Raw genomic sequence first — 18,634 nt, forward strand, 5'->3', positions numbered from 1 at the left:
AGGTTATCCGGGGGGTGCGCGGGGGTGGAAATCGGTTAGGCGGCTTCTGCCGGATCTCCGTGGAGGAAGGAGCGGCGTTCGTGCCGGGCGTCGCGACGCCACGGAGGTCCGTCAGAAGCCGCCTAACGGCGCAGGAGTGGGAGCGGGGCTCCCATCACCGCGTACGGCTTGGGGGCGCTGGGGAAGAGGACCTGGCGGGCGAGGTCCTGGTAGCCGAGGGAGCGGTAGAGGGCGCGTGCGGGGCTCTCGGTGTCGATCGCGGAGAGGATCGAGCGGGGTTCGTCGGCGCCGTCGGTGACCGTGGTGATCAGGGAGCGTCCGAGGCCGCGGTTCTGGTACGCGGGGTGGACGTGCAGCTCGGTGATCACGAAGGAGCCGTCGAGCCAGTGGTCGTTGTGCTGGGCGCGGAGGTAGGGCTCCACGACGGTGGACCACCAGTGGGTGCGGTCGTTGGGCATGCCGTAGACGAAACCGACGAGCTCGCCGTCGGCGGTGGCGCCGAGGGCGCGGGCTCCTGGGTACGTCATGTGACGCAGGACGATCTGGCGGCGGACGGCCACCTCGTCCGGGCCGAGACCGAAGGCCACGGCTTGGACGGCCAGCGCCTCGTCGACGTGGGCGGAGAGGTCGAGCGGGCCGATCACCAGGTCCATGGCGGGGAGCCTACAGGGGGGTTCCCGTTCGTTGCCGGGTGCGGCTTGGATGTGGCTGATCGCGCCCAAGCGGCGGAGCCGCACATCGGATACGGCCCCGCGCCTTCGGGGGCGTCAGAACAGCACGCTCATGAAAGCTCCGACTTCCCTGAAGCCCACCCTCTGGTAGGCCCGCCGGGCCGCCGTGTTGAAGTCGTTGACGTACAGGCTGACGACCGGGGCGACGTCGGCGAGGGCGTAGCGCAGGACGGCCGCCATGCCGGGGGCCGCCATGCCGGTGCCGCGGTACTCGGGGGCCACCCACACGCCCTGGATCTGGCAGGCGCGGTCCGTCGCGGCGCCGATCTCGGCCTTGAAGACGACCTTGCCGTCGGAGTCGAAGCGGGCGAAGGCGCGGCCGGAGCCGACGAGTTCGGCGACGCGGGCCTGGTAGAGCAGGCCACCGTCGCCGGCCAGCGGGGAGACGCCGACCTCCTCGGTGAACATCGCCACGCACGCCGGCATGATCTTCTCCATCTCGTCCTTGCGGACGCGACGGACGTAGGGGTCCGGGGTGACGCCGTCCGGGAGCCGGTCGGTGACCATGAGCGGCTGGTGGCGGCGGACGTCGCGGGCCGGTCCCCACTGGGGTTCCAGGAGCCGCCACAGGTCGGAGGTGGGGCCGGAGGGGCCGACGATGGAGGAGCAGCGGCGACCGGCCCGGCGGGCGCGGTCGGCGAAGGCGCGGACGGCGCGCGGACCGGCGCAGATCGGGACCAGGTTGGCGCCGGCGTAGCAGAGGGAGGTGAGTATGCCGTCCTCGTACCAGCCCCACATCTCGCCGCCGAGCCGCCACGGGTCGAGGCCGGCGACCTGCACGCGGGACGTCACGAAGGCGTTCGCGACGGGCTCGCGGTCGAGGACGGCGAGCGCGGCGTCCAGGTCGCTCGGTTCGAGGACCCGTGAGGTGGTCTGCGTCAACACGTGCGGGGCCTCACGAACTGGGGTTGCTGGTCTCCGCACTATAGCTGCGCTGCCTGGGTGGGACGCCCCGGAGCTCGGGGCGTCCGGTTGCCGGGCGGGTGCGGGACGTCTGTGGCCTGTCGCGCAGTCCCCGCGCCCCTTGCGGGGCGCGGAGAGCCCGGCCTTCAGCCCGCGACCGCCACCGACGGTTCGCCCGAGGTCACGCCGTCCTTCTCCATCTGCTCGGCCAGCTTCATGGCCTCCTCGATGAGGGTCTCGACGATCTTGGACTCGGGGACGGTCTTGATGACCTCGCCCTTGACGAAGATCTGGCCCTTGCCGTTGCCCGAGGCGACGCCGAGGTCGGCCTCGCGGGCCTCGCCGGGGCCGTTGACGACGCAGCCCATGACGGCGACGCGCAGCGGCACATCCATGCCGGTGAGGCCGGCCGTGACCTCTTCGGCGAGCTTGTAGACGTCGACCTGGGCGCGGCCGCAGGACGGGCAGGAGACGATCTCCAGGCCGCGCTGCTTGAGATTCAGGGACTCCAGGATCTGGAGGCCGACCTTGACCTCCTCGGCGGGGGGTGCCGAGAGCGAGACGCGGATCGTGTCGCCGATGCCCTGGGAGAGGAGCGCGCCGAACGCGACGGCCGACTTGATGGTGCCCTGGAAGGCCGGGCCCGCCTCCGTGACGCCGAGGTGCAGCGGGTAGTCGCACTGGGCGGCGAGCTGCTTGTAGGCCTCGATCATGACGACCGGGTCGTTGTGCTTGACGGAGATCTTGATGTCGCGGAAGTCGTGCTCCTCGAAGAGGGACGCCTCCCACAGGGCCGATTCGACGAGGGCCTCGGGGGTGGCCTTGCCGTACTTCTGGAGCAGGCGCCGGTCGAGGGAGCCGGCGTTGACGCCGATGCGGATCGGGGTGCCGTGGTCGCGGGCCGCCTTGGCGATCTCCTTGACCTTGTCGTCGAACTGCTTGATGTTGCCCGGGTTGACACGGACGGCCGCACAGCCGGCCTCGATGGCCGCGAACACGTACTTCGGCTGGAAGTGGATGTCGGCGATGACCGGGATCTGCGACTTGCGGGCGATGGTCGCCAGCGCGTCGGCGTCGTCCTGGGTCGGGCAGGCGACGCGGACGATCTGGCAGCCGGAGGCGGTGAGTTCGGCGATCTGCTGCAGGGTCGCGCCGATGTCGGAGGTGCGCGTCGTGGTCATCGACTGCACCGACACGGGGGCGTCCCCGCCGACGGCCACGGACCCGACCTGGATCTGGCGGCTCTTCCGGCGCTCGGCGAGCTTGGTCGGAACGGACGGCATGCCGAGAGAAATCGCAGTCATCTGCTGTGCAACCCCAAGTCGTGGATCAAGGTCCGGTCCCGTGAGCAGCGGGCTCCGAGCTTCGAGATTACGGCACGTGCCTCGGCGCGGGCACATCCCACCCGCCGTGCCACTCGATGAGAGGCGGCCCGGCGCACAGCCTGCCGGGCCGCCGTGAACGCCGTGCGGCTAGGAGATTTTCACCGGGTTCACCACGTCGGCGATGAGGACCAGGATCGTGAAGCAGATGAAGATCCCGGCGACGACGTAGGCCACCGGCATGAGCTTCGCCACGTCGAAGGGGCCCGGGTCGGGCCGGCGCAGCACCTTGGCCGTGTTGCGGCGCAGCGACTCCCACAGCGCGCCCGCGATGTGGCCGCCGTCGAGCGGCAGCAGCGGGAGCATGTTGAACAGGAACAGGGAGAGGTTGAAGCCGGCGACCAGCATCAGGGCCATGGCCAGCTGCTGGGTGGGCGGGATGTCGAGGGTGAAGATCTCACCGCCGACACGGGCCGCGCCGACCACGCCCATCGGGGAGTCGGCCTCGCGCTCGGCGCCGTCGAAGGCCGCGTTCCACAGCGCCGGGATCTTGCCGGGGAGGGCGGCGAGCGAGTCGACGGCCTCGCCGATGCGGTCGCCCATCCAGGTCACCGAGTCGCCGAAGTCCTGTTTGACCACGCCGGTGGCGGCGCTGAAGCCGAGGAATCCGGCCTGGACGTACTGTCCCTCGACGATCTGGCCGCCTGAGTCCTTCTTGGCGACCTGGTTGGTGGCGATCTTCGCGTGCAGGGTGACGTCCTTGCCGTCCCGCTCGACGACGATCGGCACCTCCTTGCCGGGGGTGGCGCGGATCAGGTCCGACAGCTTGTTCCAGTCGTCGGTCTGCACCCCGTCGAAGGAGACGATCTTGTCGCCCGCCTTGAGGCCCGCCGCCGCGGCGGGGGCGGCCGGGTCGCCCTTCTCGCACTTGTCGCGGTTCTCGCTCTGCGCGATGACGCACTGGGAGACCGAGCTGACCGTGGTGGTCTGCTGGGTGATGCCGAAGCCCATCAGGACGGTGAGGAACAGCGCCACCGCCAGGATGAGGTTCATGAAGGGGCCCGCGAACATCACGATCACGCGCTTCCAGGGGGCGCGCGTGTAGAACATGCGGTTCTCGTCGCCCGGCTTGAGCTCTTCGTAGGCGGCGGTGCGGGCGTCCTCGATCATGCCGCGCCAGGGGGAGGTGGAGCGGGCCTCCATCCGGCCGTCGGGGCCGGGCGGGAACATGCCGATCATGCGGATGTAGCCGCCGAACGGGATGGCCTTGATGCCGTACTCCGTCTCGCCCTTCTTGCGCGAGAAGATCGTGGGGCCGAAGCCGACCATGTACTGCGGCACGCGGATGCCGAAGAGCTTGGCGGTGGAGAGGTGCCCCAGCTCGTGCCACGCGATCGAGACGAGCAGGCCGACCGCGAAGAGGAGTATGCCGAGGATGAACATCAGGGTCGTCATGCACGGGCCTCCGCCGTCTGTGCCGCCAGTTCCCGGGCCCGGGTCCGCGCCCAGGTCTCCGCTTCGAGGACGTCCGGCACGGTGAGCGAGGTTCCCGTACGCGGGGTGCCGTGCTCCTCGACGACCCGGGTGACGGTGTCCATGATCCCGTCGAAGGGCAGCGCGCCCTGGCGGAACGCCTCCACGCACTCCTCGTTGGCCGCGTTGAAGACCGCCGGGGCGGTGCCCGCGAGCTCACCCACGTGCCGGGCGAGGTTCACCGAGGGGAAGGCCTCGTTGTCGAGCGGGAAGAACTCCCAGGTCGAGGCCTTGCTCCAGTCGAAGGTGGGGGCGGCGTCGGGCACGCGCTCGGGCCAGCCGAGGCCGATGGCGATGGGCCCGCGCATGTCGGGCGGGGTCGCCTGGGCCAGTGTCGATCCATCCGTGAACTCAACCATCGAGTGGACATACGACTGGGGATGCACGACCACCTCAATGCGGTCGAAGGGAATGTCGTAGAGGAGGTGCGCCTCGATGACCTCCAGGCCCTTGTTGACGAGGGTCGCGGAGTTGATCGTGATGACCGGGCCCATGGCCCAGGTGGGGTGCGCGAGGGCGTCCTCGACGGTGACGTTCGCCAGCTCGGCCTTGCTGCGGCCGCGGAAGGGGCCGCCGGAGGCGGTGACGACCAGCTTGCGGACGTCGGCGCGGGTGCCGGCGGCCAGGGCCTGGAAGAGGGCGGCGTGCTCGGAGTCGACCGGGATGATCTGCCCGGGCTTGGCGAGGGCCTTGACCAGCGGGCCGCCGACGATGAGCGACTCCTTGTTGGCGAGCGCGAGGGTGCGGCCCGCCTCCAGGGCGGCCAGGGTCGGGGCGAGTCCGATGGAGCCGGTGATGCCGTTCAGGACGGTGTGGCAGTCGGACGCCGCGAGCCGGGTGGCCGCTTCCGGGCCGGCGAGGATCTCGGGGAGCGGCTCACCCGTGCCGTACTGCGCGGTGAGCGCGTCGCGCAGGGCCGGTACGACGTCCTCGCGGGCGACCGCGACGGTCCGCACCCGCAGCCGGTGCGCCTGCTCGGCCAGGAGGGCGACCCGGCCGCCGTTGGCCGACAGCCCGGTGACCCGGAACCGGTCGGGGTTGCGCAGCACGAGGTCGATGGCCTGGGTGCCGATGGACCCGGTGGAGCCGAGGATCACCACGTCCTTGGGGCCGTCGCCCGCCACGGGGTCGTAGACGAGGTGCGGGTCGGCGAGGGCACGGGGCGCAAGCCCCGTCGTCCGCCCGGAGGGCGGGCCCTGCGGCGTCAGGTGCGTGCTCTCGGCGTGCCGGGCGTCGCCCCCAGTACTGGATGTACTGGGGGTGGCGCCCGGGGCGGCGAGAGTGCGTGCATGGCGTCGCGGGGCAGACGGGGCTTGCGGCCCGTGCCCTGAGGGGGCTGGACTGTCGCTCATTGCTCCATTGTTGCCGTAAGGCCGGTGTGTGAGGACAGCGCATCCCCTCATGGGGGCGCGCGCCACCTGCGTGCGCGCCCCCGCGGGAGGCCGGGGTTACCGGATCGGCCGGTGGACGTTCTCCTTCTGCGACGGTCCCGGTGTCGCGTCCGCGATCCAGGGGCCCTCGCCGGAGGGGTCGACGATGCCCTGCTCCAGCCACTCGTAGGTGCCGGACAGGACGCCCTTGACGACCTTGCGGTCGAGGTCGTCGGTGTTGGTCCACAGGCGGGTGAAGAGCTCCTCGATCCGGATGCGGGCCTGGCGGCAGAAGACGTCGGCGAGCTGGTAGGCCTCGCGGCCGTGGTCGCCCTGGCTGCGCAGCAGCTCGGCCCGCACGCAGGACGCGCTCATGGCGAACAGCTCGGCGCCGATGTCGACGATCCGGCCGAGGAAGCCCTGCTTGGACTCCATCCGGCCCTGCCAGCGGGACATGGCGTAGAAGGTGGACCGGGCGAGCTTGCGGGCGGTCCGCTCGACGTACCGCAGGTGGCCGGAGAGGTCGACGTCGTGTTTGAACTCGCCGTAGGAGGCGGGGAGCTGGCCGGGTCCTGCGACCAGTTTCGGCAGCCACTTGGCGTAGAAGACGCCCGCGTTCGCACCCGCCCTCGCCTTGTCGCCGAGGGACTTCTCGGGGTCGATGAGATCGCCGGCGACCGACAGGTGGGCGTCGACGGCCTCGCGCGCGATCAGCAGGTGCATGATCTCGGTGGAGCCCTCGAAGATGCGGTTGATGCGCAGGTCGCGCAGCAGCTGCTCGGCGGGGACGCCGCGCTCGCCGCGGGCCCGCAGGGAGTCGGCCGTCTCGAAGCCGCGGCCGCCGCGGATCTGGACGAGCTCGTCGGCCATCGTCCAGGCCATCTCGGAGGCGTACAGCTTGGCGAGGGCGCCCTCGATGCGGATGTCGTTGCGGTCCTCGTCGGCCATCTGGGAGGCCAGGTCCGTGACGGCCTCCAGGGCGAAGGTGGTGGCAGCGATGAAGGAGATCTTGGAGCCGACCGCCTCGTGGTGCGCGACGGGCTTGCCCCACTGCTCGCGGGCCGCCGACCACTCCCTGGCGATCTTCAGGCACCACTTGCCGGCCGCGACGCAGGAGGCCGGCAGGGACAGCCGCCCGGTGTTGAGGGTGGTCAGGGCGATCTTCAGGCCCTGGCCCTCCTCGCCGACGCGGTTGGCGGCGGGGACGCGGACCTGGTGGAAGCGGGTGACGCCGTTCTCGATGCCGCGCAGGCCCATGAAGGCGTTGCGGTTCTCGACCGTGACACCCGGCGAGTTGGTCTCCACGACGAAGGCGGTGATGCCGCCGCGGTGGCCCTCTGACTTCGGCACCCGGGCCATGACGACCAGCAGGTCGGCGACGACGCCGTTGGTGGTCCACAGCTTCACGCCGTCGAGGACGTAGTCGTCCCCGTCGGGCACGGCCGTGGTGGCCAGGCGCGCGGGGTCGGAGCCGACGTCGGGCTCGGTGAGCAGGAAGGCGCTGATGTCCGTGCGGGCGCAGCGCGGCAGGAAGCGCTCCCGCTGCTCCTGGGTGCCGAACAGTTTCAGGGGCTGGGGCACGCCGATCGACTGGTGCGCGGAGAGCAGGACGCCGATGGCGGGGCTCGCGGAGCCGACCAGGGCGAGTGCCTTGTTGTAGTACACCTGCCCGAGCCCGAGACCGCCGTACTTGGTGTCGATCTTCATGCCGAAGGCGCCGAGCTCCTTGAGCCCGTCGATCACCTCGTCGGGGATCCGGGCCTCGCGCTCGATGAGGGCCCCGTCGACCTTCGTCTCGACGAAGTCGCGGAGCTTGGCGAGGAACTCCTCGCCGCGCTGGGCCGCCTCGTCGGCCGGGAGGGGGTGGGGGTGGATGAGGTCGAGCCGGAAGCGGCCGAGGAACAGCTCCTTGGCGAAGCTGGGCTTGCGCCAGTGCTGTTCCCGGGCGGCCTCCGCCACCTCACGGGCCTCCCGCTCGGTGACGGCGGGACGGGAAGAAGGGGTGGTTGAAGCGGACATGAGGGGCACCTCGCCGCAACTAGGAAGATGGAGGACCGTTTCGTTACCGACCAGTGCTACTGGATCGTTGGTACCCGAATCCGGACGCTCCCACCAGTCCTCGCGCGTCCGTTCGGCCGAAGGGGGGCCGATCGTCCCCGGTACTTGTCGGGCGCCTGACGACGGTGTTGCATCGAGGTGCCCTCCCGGTGGTGGTCACGACCCTGAGAGCACGCTGGGAAATCGGCATCGAAGCGCTTCGACAACCTATGGACACCCACTCCTGCTGGGGCTACTGTCGAACCACCCTCACCAATCCGTATCAGCTACGCGCACTGTCGAAGCGCTTCACAAGAGCTTGGAGAGCTGGATGGTCACCCTTGCCGAGGTCGCCCAGCACGCCGGAGTCTCGGCAAGCACGGTGAGCTATGTCCTCAGCGGCAAGCGGTCCATCTCCGCGAGCACCCGGCAGCGGGTCGAGCGGAGCATCCGCGAGCTCGGCTACCACCCGAACGCCGGGGCCCGCGCCCTGGCCAGCAGCAAGTCGAACATCATCGCGCTCATGGTCCCGCTGCGCACGGACATGTATGTGCCGGTGATGATGGAGATCGCCATCGCCGTGGCGACCTCGGCCCGCGCCCACGGGTACGACGTGCTGCTGCTCACCGGCGAGGAGGGCCCCGACGCGGTGCGCCGCGTGGCGGGCAGCGGGCTCGCCGACGGAATGATCCTCATGGATGTCGAACTCGACGACGAGCGGCTGCCGTTGCTGCGCGCGACGGACCAGCCGTCCGTGCTGATCGGGCTGCCGGCCGACACCGCGGGGCTGACCTGCGTCGACCTGGACTTCCGGGCGACGGGCGCGCTGTGCGTGGAGCACCTGGCCGAGCAGGGGCACCAGGACATCGCCGTCATCGGCGAGGCCCCGGCCGTCTACGAGCGGCACACGGGCTTCGCCGAGCGCACCCTCGACGGACTCAGGTCCCGCTCCCGGGAGCTCGGCGTGCGGCTGCTGCACCGGCCGTGCGAGGGCGGGTACGACGCGATGGCGGTCACCCTCGCCCGGATCCTCGACGAGCGTCCGGGCACCTCGGGGCTCATCGTGCAGAACGAGTCGGCGGTCGAGCCGCTGCTCGCCCTGCTGCGGCAGCAGGGCCGGGCCGTGCCGGAGGACATGTCGGTGGTCGCGATCTGCCCCGACCAGGTCGCGCTGCAGGCCTCGGTGCGGCTCACGTCGGTGGCCATCCCCGCGCAGGAGATGGGCCGGCACGCCGTGGACCACCTGGTCGCCAAGCTCGACGGGCGCGGCAGCGACGAGGTCGTGCTGATCGCGCCCGAGCTGACGGTCCGGGCCAGCACGGGACCGGCGCCCAGCCGGCCGTAACCCCTCACCTCCGGAACACCGCCCTTCTGCCAGGGCACTCCCATGTCTGCACTCCTCCAGGAGCACAGGAGCACGCCACGTGAATCAGCCTGCCGAAAACCAGACCCAGGTGAGCCTTGCGCAGTCCTCCCCCACCGTCGGAACGCTCCGCGAGCGGGGCGGTGCACTGGAGTGGAGCGGTCGCCAGGAGACCGTCCGGATCGAGCCCTGGGGCCCGGACGCGGTCCGGGTGCGGGCCCGGCTCGGCGGCCCGGTGCTCGAAGGACTGCCGGGCGCCCTGCTCGACGAGGCACCCACGACCCCGTCCACGGTGAAGATCGAGGACGGCGGCGGGCTGCTGACCGTCGGCGCGCTCACCGTCGAGGTGAACGCCGAGGGCCTGATCCGCTTCCTGCGCACGGAGGACTCGGCCGAGATCCTCGCCGAGGACCGTGCCCACTTCTGGTGGCCCGGCCCCCGCCTCTACACGGCCGTCGGCAACGGCCACCACCGCCTGGAGCAGCGCTTCGCCGCCTACGACGACGAGAAGCTGTACGGCCTCGGCCAGCACCAGCACGGGCGGCTGGACCAGAAGGGCCTGGTGCTGGACCTGGTCCAGCGCAACGCCGAGGTGGGCATCCCGGTACTGACCTCCAGCCGCGGTTACACCCTGCTGTGGAACAACCCGGCGATCGGCCGGGTGGAGCTGGCGCACAACGGCACCCGGTGGGTCGCGGACTCGGCGCGGCAGATCGACTACTGGATCACGGCGGGCGATCCGGCCGGCGCCCAGCGCCGCTACAGCGCGGTGACCGGCCGCAGCCCGATGCTGCCGGAGTGGGCGGCGGGCTTCTGGCAGTGCAAGCTGCGCTACCGCACCCAGGACGAGCTGATGGCGGTGGCCCGGGAGTACAAGCGGCGGGGGCTGCCCATCTCGGCGATCGTCTGCGACTTCTTCCACTGGACGCACCTCGGCGACTGGAAGTTCGACCCGAAGGAGTGGCCGGATCCGGCGGCGATGGTGCGCGAGCTGGAGGAACTCGGCATCAAGCTGGTGGTGAGCGTCTGGCCGTCGGTGTCGCCGCTCAGCGAGAACCATCCGGTCCTGGAGCAGCGCGGCTGGTTCATCGGCACCCAGTACGGGCCGATGGCGCACGCCGACTGGCCCGACAAGGAGGTCGCCTCCACGGTCCAGGTGGCCTTCTACGACGCGACCAACCCGGAGGCCCGGGAGTTCGTGTGGTCGAAGGTGAAGGAGAACTACCTCGACCCGTACGGCATCACGGCGTTCTGGCTGGACGCCTGCGAGCCGGAGCTGAAGCCGGGCTTCCAGGAGAACCTGCGCTACTGGGCGGGCCCGGGCCTGGAGGTCGGCAACGCCTACCCGGCCGAGAACGCGCGCACGTTCTACGAGGGCCTGCTCGCGACCGGCGAGGAGGAGATCGTCACCCTCAACCGCTCGGCGTGGGCGGGCAGTCAGCGCTACGGCGCCGCCCTGTGGTCGGGTGACATCGGCACCGACTTCCCCACGCTGCGGCGGCAGATCGCGGCCGGGCTGAACACGGCCCTGTCGGGCATCCCGTGGTGGAACACCGACATCGGCGGCTTCCACGGCGGCGACCCGGACGACCCGGCGTACCGGGAGGTGATGGTCCGCTGGTTCCAGTTCGGCGCCCTGTCCCCGCTGATGCGCCTGCACGGCTTCCGCGACCCGGGCATGCCGCTGGGCCCGCAGATGACCGGCGGCCCCAACGAGGTGTGGTCCTACGGGGAGGAAGCCGGGGCCGTCCTGGAGAAGTACCTGCGGCTGCGCGAGCGGCTGAAGTCGTACGTGCTGGACGTCATGCGGTCCGCCCACGAGGAGGGGCTGCCGGTGATGCGGCCGCTGTTCCTGGAGTTCCCGGACGACCAGGCCACCTGGACGGTCGACGACTCCTACCTCTTCGGCCCGGACCTGCTGGTCGCGCCGGTGCTGACGGCCGGCGCCACGGCCCGTACGGCGTACCTGCCGGCGGGGGCGTCGTGGACGGACGCGTGGACGGGCGAGACCTACGAGGGCGGCCGGTCCGTGACGGTCGACGCCCCGCTGGACCGGATCCCGCTGTTCCTGCGGGACGGGGCGCGGCTGCCGGTGGCGGAGTAGCCGCGCCGACGGGGATGGCGGCCGGATCGACGGAGGTCTTCCGGCCGCCCCCTTCGGCCTGTCGGGCGGCCTTCGGCTCACCGTCGGTTCAGCTGCTGCCGACCGTCAGGTTGTCGGTGGTGAAGTCGAGCCCGCCGGACGACGAGGTGATCTCGTAGCCGAACTGCACGTCACCGATGGTCTCGTTGCCCATCCATTTCTTGGTGTCCTTGATCCACTTCAGGATCGGCAGGATGTTCACGGTGCCGGCGCTGGAGTTGGAGGTGCGGATGAACGAGAACACCTCGTTGGCGCCGTTGGTGCCCTTGAAGACGTTCCAGGAGTGGCCGCCGAGGCTGACCGTGCCCTGCGAGGTGCCGAGCGGGCCGACGGCTCCGGTCTTGTTGACCCAGAGCATGATCTCGTAGTCGTGGTCCGTGTCCCAGATGTCGTACGACGTGTTGTACGCGCCGGACGACGGGACGCTGACGTTGTAGCTGCTGGTCAGCGAGGTCAGCGAGGTGATCGACTTGTTGATCGCCTTCGTCTGGTTCGGGTAGGACTTGATGCCGCCGGTGTTGGGGTGGTTGGCCCAGACGCCCCAGTTGGTACCGGAGTTGGCCCAGATGCACTGGCTGCCGGCGCCGCCGCCCCAGATGTTGTTGTAGAGCGTGTAGCCGTTCAGGTTGGTCTGGCCCCACTGGTCGCAGGAGTTCCAGACGGCGGCGGAGGCGGGGGCGGAGGCGAGGCCGACGGTGGCGCCGAGTGCCAGGGCGGGGGCCAGCAGGGCCTTGGTGACCCTGCTCAGCGTGCTTGATGCCATGGTGTCCCTTCCATGGGTGGGGGGTGGGGGAACTACCACGTCCTCAGGGTGAGGACCTGGTCTTCTCCGGCGACCAGGTGGAGGGATGTCGTGCCGGAGGAAGTCCGCAGGTCGACGCGGTGGGTGCGGCCGGGTCTGATGACGGCGGTGGCGCGCTCTCGCGTCCAGGTGAGGTCGAGTTCGGCTCCGAAGCGGGTGCGCACCCCGCGCAGGGCGCCCTCGGGGTGGGCGGCCGGCAGCGCGGGCAGCAGGACCAGCCGGTCGGGGGTCGACTGGACGAGCATCTCGATCAGTACGGCGGGCAGGGTGTGCGCGGCGTCGGCGTTGTAGACGTCGCGGCCGGGGTAGTGCGCGCTCATCAGGGACGCGTGGAAGAAGTCGCCCTCCAGGACCTGGCCGAGAGCGTGGGCGACGCGGTCCGCGTCGCGGAGCCGGGCCGCGATGAGCGCGTGGTGCAGGTGGCCGTGCGCGGAGTCGTTCTCGGCGCCGCGCAGTTCCAGGGCCCGGTGGGCGGCCGCCGCGAGTTCGGGGGTGTCGTAGGGGGTGATCTCGTCGAGCGGCCAGACGCCGTAGAGGTGGCTGAGGTGGCGGTGGTCGTAGGAGTCGGTGAGGCCGGGCCAGGCCCATTCGGCCAGGGCTCCGTCCTCGTTGACCCGGTGCGGCGGCAGGCGGTCGGCGAGGGCGTGCCAGCGGGCGGCGTCCGGGGTGCCCGGGTGGTGGGTGGCGGCCGTGCGCAGGGCGTGGCGGGCCGCGGAGAGGTCCATGGCGGCGTTGATCGTGCCCCAGCTCGCGTTCGCGGGCCGGTTCTCGGGCGAGTAGGACGGGACGACCACGAGGTGGCCGCTCTCGTCGGTCCTGGTGAGGAAGTCCTCGTAGAACAGGGCGACTTCGGCGAGGGCGGCGGCGGTGCGGGGATCGCGCGTGCCGTGGGTCTCGTCGTGGTCGACGAGCGGCTTGAGCAGCCAGTCGGCGCCGGCGGTCCACAGGTGCAGCGGGTACTCGCGGTCGAAGTGGTACGAGTGGCCGGACTCGCCGTCGGTGTGCGCGGGGGCGACGACGCCCCGGGTGCCGAAGACCGCGCGGGCGTTGTCGCGCCAGTCGGGGAGCAGGCGGTGGACCAGGTTCGCGTGCGCCTCGGTGACCTCGGGCAGGGCGGCGGCGGGAGCCGAGGAGACCTGGAGGTTGAGGTTGGCGTCGTTGGTGAACGCGCCGGACCATGCGGTGTTCCAGTCGCCGGTCCACAGTCCGGTCAGGCGGGGCGGGAAGAGCCCGCTCGCGGAGAGCAGGTGGTAGCGCCCGGCGGCGAAGAGGCGCTCCAGCAGGGCGGCGCTGTGCGGCTGCTTGAGCAACTCCGACCCCGGCAGGGCCCGTTCGGCGGGATCGGCGGCGAGGTCGAGGGTCACGCGCTCGTAGGCGGTGCGGTGCAGGGCCGCGTGGCGGTCGAGGAGCTCGTCGCAGGCGGTCGGCAGCTCGCGCAGGGCACGGCCCTCGGCGGCCACGTCGAGTTCGCCGTGGTGCCGGCGCACCCGGGTGAGGAGCAGCACGGACCGGGCGCCCTCGATGTGCACGCCCGGCGGCACGAGGGTGGTGGTGCCCCCGGTGACGACGACCTGCGTGACGCCGGTGCAGGCCCGGTCGCTGTCCGGGTAGCGGGCGCGCAGGCTGAGCAGGGCCCCCTCGGGGGTGAGGACCGCTTTGTGGCCGACGCCCAGTCCGGCGGGGGCGCCGGGCAGCCGGGGGTCCAGGTCGATGTCGAGGGTGAGGCCGGGTCCGTCGACGTGCTGGACGACGACGTCGTCGGCGCGGGAGACGAAGACACGGGAGGTCAGGCCGGCACAGGTGGTGCTGACCACTCCGGTGGTGAAGTCGACGTCCCGGCGGTAGCCGGCACCACCGCCGAGGGGCCGGGCCAGCCGGACCTGGAAGGCGGGGTGGAAGGGCCGCACCCACTGCAGCGGGCGGCCGTCGGTGAAGTCCTCGGCCGCGGTCGTGTCGCCCGCCAGGAGGCGGTCCCGGAGGGCGGGCAGTCCTTCGGCGAGTTGCGGAGGACGGCGGTCCCGGCCGCCCGGCCGTACGAGGGTGTGGTGCGTGACGACGACCCGCTCGGCGTGCGGATCGCCGAACACCAGGGCGCCGTGCCGGCCGTTGCCGCTGAGGAAGCCGTCCTCCCAGCGGGTGGCCGGATGCGGCTCCCAGGTTCCGTGGACGGGGGCGGAGGCGGTCATGGGCGCAGCACCGCCGCCCCGTAGCGGCCGAGGGTGAGCCGGTCGGTGACGTCCGTACCGGTCAGCAGGTCGCGGTGGGTTCCGGGCACGTCGACGGTCACCGGCTCGCGGCCGTGGTTGAGCACGAACAGTAGCTCCCCCCGGCGTACGGCCTCCACCTGCTCGGGGAGGCCGTCGAGCACCGGCCGGACGCCCGCGCCGGCGGCGATCGACGCCAGCAGGTCGCGCAGCGCCCCGGGCTCGGGGAGCGTGGAGACGTACCAGGCGCCGTCCTTGCGCAGCACCGCGGGCATGCCGTCCAGTTCGCCGCCCTTGTAGCAGGTCGTGTCATCGGGATCGGCGGGCTCGATCTCCTCGGACCACAGTGTGCCCCGGAACCCCTCGCAGGCCACGGTCTCCCCCGCCTCCAGCGGCCACCACTCGTGCAGGGTGCGGATGCCGAACAGCCTCCGCAGCCGGACGTCCATGCCGCCGGGGCGCACCCGGTCGTCCTCGTCGGCGACCCCGGTGAGGAATCCGCAGACGAGGGTGCCGCCCTGTCGTACGTAGGCGAGGAGGTTGTCGATCGCGGCGTCCGTGAGGGCGTACAGCTGCGGTACGACGACCAGCGAGTACGGCGTCAGGTCGTGCTCGGGGTGGGCGAAGTCGGTGGTGAGGTGGGCCTGCCACAGGGCCCGGTGCCAGGCGCGCAGCACGTCCGGGAGGTCCACCAGGCGGGAGGGGCGGCCGTCCTGGGCGCCGGCCCACCAGGAGTGCCAGTCGTGCAGGACGGCCACGTTCGCGGCGAGGTGCCGTCCGGCCACCTCGGGCGCGATCCGCCGCAGTTCGGCGCCGAGCTGCTTGACCTCCTGGTACGTGCGGCCCTCCGCCCCGGCGTGGCTGACCATGCCGGAGTGGAACTTCTCCGCGCCCTGCCGGGACTGCCGCCACTGGAAGTAGCAGACGGCGTCGGCGCCCCGGGCCACGGCCTGGAGGGACCACAGCCGGTTGAGGCCGCGTGGCTTGGGGTGGTTCACGCCCCGCCAGTTGACCGGCCCGGCCGCCTGCTCCATCAGCATCCACGGGCCGCGCGCCTGCGAGCGGGTCATGTCCTGGACCAGGGCGCCGTGCTGGGCGCCCAGTGGGTCGCGCGGGTCGGGGTAGAGGTCGACGGAGACGACGTCCTCCTCCTCCGCCCAGCGCCACGCGTCCTGCCCGGACCACAGCGGCATGAAGTTGCTGGTGACCGGGACATGGGGGGTGTGCCGCCGGACGATGTCCCGCTCGGCGGTGTAACACTCCAGGAGCATGTCGGAGGTGAACCGGCGAAAGTCCAGGACCTGGCCGGGGTTGCGCAGGTAGTGGGGCAGGCGGGGCGGCAGGATGCCGTCCCAGGTGTCGTAGCCCTGGCTCCAGAAGGCGGTGCCCCAGGCGGTGTTGAGGGCGTCGAGGGTGCGGTACTTCTCCCGCAGCCAGCGGCGGAAGGCGGCCGCGGCCTCGTCGCCGTAGTCGTAGGTGCAGTACTCGTTGTTGATGTGCCACATGGTGAGGGCCGGGTAGCCGCCGTAGCGGGCGGCCAGGTCCTCGGTGATGGCGGCGGCGTAGCGCCGGTAGGTGGCGCTGGAGTGCGAGAAGTGCTGCCGGCCGCCCCACCACTCGGTGCGGCCGTCCTCGGTGACGGGCAGGGTGTCGGGGTGCAGCCGGCCCATCCAGGGGGGCGGCGAGGAGGTGGGTGTCGCGAGGACGACGCCGATGCCGTTGTCGTGCATCAGGTCCATCAGCGTGTCCAGCCGGCCGAACTCCCTCGCGCCCGGCTCCGGTTCGAGAGTCGACCAGGAGAAGACGCCGAGGGTGACGGAGTTGACGCCGGCGTCCTTCATCAGCCGGACGTCCTCGTGCCAGGTCTCCTCCGGCCACTGTTCGGGGTTGTAGTCGCCGCCGTAGAGCAGCCTTCCCCTGGTCGCATCGCTCAGCTCAGGCATCAGGCAGGCTCCCCGTACTGCACTCCGCGTCCGTTGGTGGCGATGTAGACCCGGCCGTACACACGCGGGTCACCGGTGATCGCCGCGCCGATCCAGCCCCACTGGTGCCGGTCGTCGTTGATCCGCGTCCAGGTGTTCGCCTCGTCGTCGGACCGGTACACGGCGGTGCCGCTCTCGGTGGAGCCGGCCATGTAGACCGCCGGGTGGGAGGCGCCCTCGGCGGCCTTGCCGAAGCCGAGGGTGTACGACGCCCGGCAGCTGCTCACCTTGGTGAAGGTCGCGCCGCCGTCCGTCGAGCGGTACAGCCCGTTCGACTTGAGGCTCAGCCACAGGTGCCCGGAGCGGCCGGGCGTGACGGCCAGCTGGAACTCGGTGTCGCCCGCTTCCAGGCCGGTGGCCCGCGCGGTGAAGGTCCGGCCGCCGTCGGCGCTGGCGAAGAGCGTGCCCGTGGTGGTGTCGAAGCCGTAGAAGCGGGTCGGGTCGACCGGGTCGGCGACGGGCGTGGCGCCCTTCGGGAAGGAGGGGACCTCGGACCAGCCGGCGCCGTTGTCCACCGAGCGGTAGCCCGGGTTGCCCGTGCCGAAGGACCACAGCAGCACACTGCCGTCGGCGTTGGTGGCGATCGGGCCGGGCGCGGACTCGGCCGCCTCGGGCTGGGACCTGAACGGCGCCCAGGTCCTCCCGCCGTCGTCCGAGAAGGCACCGTTGCCGTGGTCCCCCCAGCCGGCCCGGACCACGTACGACGGCTTGGCCGCGGCCAGCGACAGACCCGTCGCCGTGCCGAACACCGGGTTCGACGCCATGCCGCGCGACGGGGACGCCGTGAGCCGCTCGTGGTACATCACGCCGATGTCCCCCGACCCGCTGAGCAGGTGTGCCTCTCCGGTAGGGGGCGAGACCAGCAGGCGGACGGACGCCTCTTCCAGGCCGCGGATCTGCGGGGCCCAGTGCCTGAGGTCACGCGTGCCGTAGAGCGTCGCGCCGGTGCCGTGGACGACGTGCCCGGAGTCGAACGGGTCGAGTGCGACGGCCTGGATCCACCAGCCGAACTTCGGCTTGTCGGCGCCCCACGTGAGGTAGGGGGTCTCGGAGACGTCCAGGACGGCCTCGTCCTTCAGGGACGTCCAGGTGCGGCCGCCGTCGGTGGTGCGGTACAGGGTGTCGACCAGCGCCCAGCGGTTGTTGGTGGAGACGACGACGGTGCCGGGGCGGCGGGCGTCGACGGCGACGCCGCCGTAGCCGAAGGAGTCGGTCCCGCCGTCGCTCGTCGTCCCGCCGGGCTTCACCGGCGTGACCTCGGTCCACTCCCCGCTCGTCGTCCGCAGCTTGTGCACACTGCCGTCCGACTGGCCGTTGGGTCCCGGGGCGTTGGCGTAGGTCACGTACAGCTCGCGGGTGTGCCGGTCGTACGCGGCCCGGACCGGCACCTTGGCGGCGGTACCGCCGGGCTGCCCGGGGACGGCCTCCCAGGTGGAGCCGTCGATGGTTCGGTACAGGTTCGCGGAGGTGCCGTCGGAGTCGCCCCAGCCTGCGTAGACGCTGCGGCCCGCCGCGATCAGGAGGGTGATGCCCTGGCCCGCGGGCGCGGGCGCGGCCGGGAAGCTCACGGGCTGCCAACCGGCGCCCCGGTCGGTCGACTTGAGGAGTCCGTCGTGCCGGGTGCCCAGCCACAGGGTGTCGCCGTCCCGCGGGTCGACGAGCAGCCGCTCCCCGCATCCCCGCCCGTCCTCGTTGGCCCCGAGCTTCACGCCGAGGTCGGTGCGCTTCCAGGTGGCTCCCCGGTCCTCCGACCGCAGCACGGCCCCGCTGCCGGCCCAGGACTGCGCGTAGGTCCCGAGGGCGAGGTACAGCCGGCTGGGATGCGCCGGGTCGACGGCCATGGCCTCCACGCCGAGCAGGTTCCAGTCGTCCCAGCCGATGTGGTCGGTCAGCGGGACCCACCGGTCGGTCCGGTCGTCCCAGCGGTAGGCGCCGCCGATGTCGGTGCGGGCGTAGGCGAGGCCGCGGACCGAGGGGTGGAACAGCACGCCGGTGACGAACCCGGTGCCGCCCTGGACGGCGTTGCGCCAGCGGTACCGCGTCCCCGCGGGAGCGGCCTGCGCCCGGCCCTGCCCCGCCGGAAGAGCGGTGATCGCCGCGGCGGCGGTGGTCCCGGCCAGGACGGAACGTCTCGTGAGGTGAAACGCGCACATGACATACCTCGGTTCTTGCGAAAGGGGGGAAGCCGACGCACCCGGGGGCGCGGGAAACCGCGCGAACGACGACGCGGCCGCAGCCGGCATG

12 protein-coding genes are annotated in these 18,634 nt (G+C 71.7%); 2 read left to right on the forward strand and 10 right to left on the reverse strand.

From position 1 onward, the window contains the following. Positions 1-122: 122 nt before the first annotated feature. The 6 genes from AB0937_RS11555 to AB0937_RS11580 form a co-directional block, all read right to left on the reverse strand. Positions 123-653, reverse strand: a complete 531-nt coding sequence (locus tag AB0937_RS11555) for a GNAT family N-acetyltransferase (RefSeq protein ID WP_366711145.1) — start codon at positions 651-653, stop codon at positions 123-125. A gap of 114 nt (positions 654-767) precedes the next feature. Further along, positions 768-1,616 carry a GNAT family N-acetyltransferase gene (locus AB0937_RS11560; protein ID WP_366711146.1) on the reverse strand — a complete coding sequence of 283 codons (849 nt, stop codon included), beginning with the start codon at positions 1,614-1,616 and terminating at the stop codon, positions 768-770. Positions 1,617-1,780: 164 nt separating this feature from the next. Further along, positions 1,781-2,938: a flavodoxin-dependent (E)-4-hydroxy-3-methylbut-2-enyl-diphosphate synthase gene (gene ispG, locus AB0937_RS11565; RefSeq protein WP_366711147.1), complete on the reverse strand. Its 1,158-nt coding sequence runs from the start codon at positions 2,936-2,938 to the stop codon at positions 1,781-1,783. A gap of 168 nt (positions 2,939-3,106) precedes the next feature. Beyond that, on the reverse strand, positions 3,107-4,399 hold the full coding sequence (locus tag AB0937_RS11570; RefSeq protein WP_366711436.1) for a site-2 protease family protein: 1,293 nt from the start codon (positions 4,397-4,399) through the stop codon (positions 3,107-3,109). An 8-nt stretch (positions 4,400-4,407) separates the two neighbouring features. Further along, a complete protein-coding gene (gene dxr, locus AB0937_RS11575) occupies positions 4,408-5,589 on the reverse strand; it encodes a 1-deoxy-D-xylulose-5-phosphate reductoisomerase (RefSeq protein WP_366711438.1) in 1,182 nt (393 codons plus the stop codon). 348 nt (positions 5,590-5,937) lie between these two features. Then, a complete protein-coding gene (locus tag AB0937_RS11580; protein WP_366711148.1) occupies positions 5,938-7,878 on the reverse strand; it encodes an acyl-CoA dehydrogenase family protein in 1,941 nt (646 codons plus the stop codon). A 349-nt stretch (positions 7,879-8,227) separates the two neighbouring features. Here AB0937_RS11580 and AB0937_RS11585 point away from each other — a divergent pair, with 349 nt between their 5' ends. Continuing rightward, positions 8,228-9,241 carry a LacI family DNA-binding transcriptional regulator gene (locus AB0937_RS11585; protein ID WP_366711150.1) on the forward strand — a complete coding sequence of 338 codons (1,014 nt, stop codon included), beginning with the start codon at positions 8,228-8,230 and terminating at the stop codon, positions 9,239-9,241. 79 nt (positions 9,242-9,320) lie between these two features. Beyond that, positions 9,321-11,363: a TIM-barrel domain-containing protein gene (locus tag AB0937_RS11590; protein ID WP_366711151.1), complete on the forward strand. Its 2,043-nt coding sequence runs from the start codon at positions 9,321-9,323 to the stop codon at positions 11,361-11,363. A gap of 88 nt (positions 11,364-11,451) precedes the next feature. On the opposite strand, the gene AB0937_RS11595 is transcribed toward AB0937_RS11590, so the two are convergent. From AB0937_RS11595 to AB0937_RS11610, 4 genes are read right to left on the reverse strand one after another with little or no spacing between them, the layout of a single operon-like run. Beyond that, positions 11,452-12,165, reverse strand: coding sequence for a hypothetical protein (locus AB0937_RS11595; protein WP_366711153.1), 714 nt, complete (start codon positions 12,163-12,165; stop codon positions 11,452-11,454). A gap of 32 nt (positions 12,166-12,197) precedes the next feature. Further along, positions 12,198-14,390 (reverse strand): glycoside hydrolase N-terminal domain-containing protein, encoded by a 2,193-nt coding sequence (locus tag AB0937_RS11600; RefSeq protein WP_366711154.1) that lies wholly within the window; start codon positions 14,388-14,390, stop codon positions 12,198-12,200. After that, positions 14,387-16,351 carry a beta-galactosidase gene (locus tag AB0937_RS11605; RefSeq protein ID WP_366711155.1) on the reverse strand — a complete coding sequence of 655 codons (1,965 nt, stop codon included), beginning with the start codon at positions 16,349-16,351 and terminating at the stop codon, positions 14,387-14,389. Before AB0937_RS11605 ends, AB0937_RS11600 begins: the two co-directional genes overlap by 4 nt. Continuing rightward, positions 16,351-18,543, reverse strand: a complete 2,193-nt coding sequence (locus AB0937_RS11610; RefSeq protein ID WP_366711156.1) for a 1,4-beta-glucanase — start codon at positions 18,541-18,543, stop codon at positions 16,351-16,353. The genes AB0937_RS11605 and AB0937_RS11610 overlap by 1 nt, the downstream gene beginning before the upstream one ends. Positions 18,544-18,634 lie beyond the last annotated feature (91 nt).

The organism is Streptomyces sp. NPDC047880, assembly GCF_040706515.1.
GTDB lineage: Bacteria > Actinomycetota > Actinomycetes > Streptomycetales > Streptomycetaceae > Streptomyces.